The organism is Lentzea pudingi (assembly GCF_014646255.1).
In the GTDB taxonomy this organism is placed as follows: Bacteria; Actinomycetota; Actinomycetes; order Mycobacteriales; family Pseudonocardiaceae; genus Lentzea; species Lentzea pudingi.
Genome location: NZ_BMNC01000054.1, coordinates 1 through 693, shown reverse-complemented (window position 1 = coordinate 693; position 693 = coordinate 1). Strand labels below are relative to the sequence as shown.

The 693-nt window shown below is 56.3% G+C and carries 1 rRNA gene; it reads right to left on the bottom strand.

Annotated features, from left to right (window positions below):
• Positions 1 to 693, bottom strand: a 23S ribosomal RNA gene (locus tag IEY88_RS43920); the annotation flags it as partial.

The following is a 693-nucleotide window of genomic DNA, read 5'->3' as shown; positions in this document are numbered from 1 at the left end:
ACCAGTGAGCTATTACGCACTCTTTAAAGGGTGGCTGCTTCTAAGCCAACCTCCTGGCTGTCTGTGCGACCCCACATCCTTTCCCACTTAGCACACACTTAGGGACCTTAGCTGGCGTTCTGGGCTGTTTCCCTCTCGACTACGAAGCTTATCCCCCGCAGTCTCACTGCCGCGCTCTCACACCTCGGTATTCGGAGTTTGGTTGATTTCGGTAAGCTTGTGGGCCCCCTAGACCATCCAGTGCTCTACCCCCGAGGTGAAACACACGACGCTGCACCTAAATGCATTTCGGGGAGAACCAGCTATCACGGTGTTTGATTGGCCTTTCACCCCTAACCACAGCTCATCCCCCAGGTTTTCAACCCTGGTGGGTTCGGGCCTCCACGCGGTCTTACCCGCGCTTCACCCTGGCCATGGCTAGATCACACCGCTTCGGGTCTAGACCACGCGACTCAAGCGCCCTATTCAGACTCGCTTTCGCTACGGCTACCCCACACGGGTTAACCTCGCCACGTAGCACTAACTCGCAGGCTCATTCTTCAAAAGGCACGCCGTCACCCCTAAAGGCTCCGACGGATTGTAGGCACACGGTTTCAGGTACTATTTCACTCCCCTCCCGGGGTACTTTTCATCTTTCCCTCACGGTACTAGTCCGCTATCGGTCACCAGGGAGTATTTAGGCTTAGCGGGTGG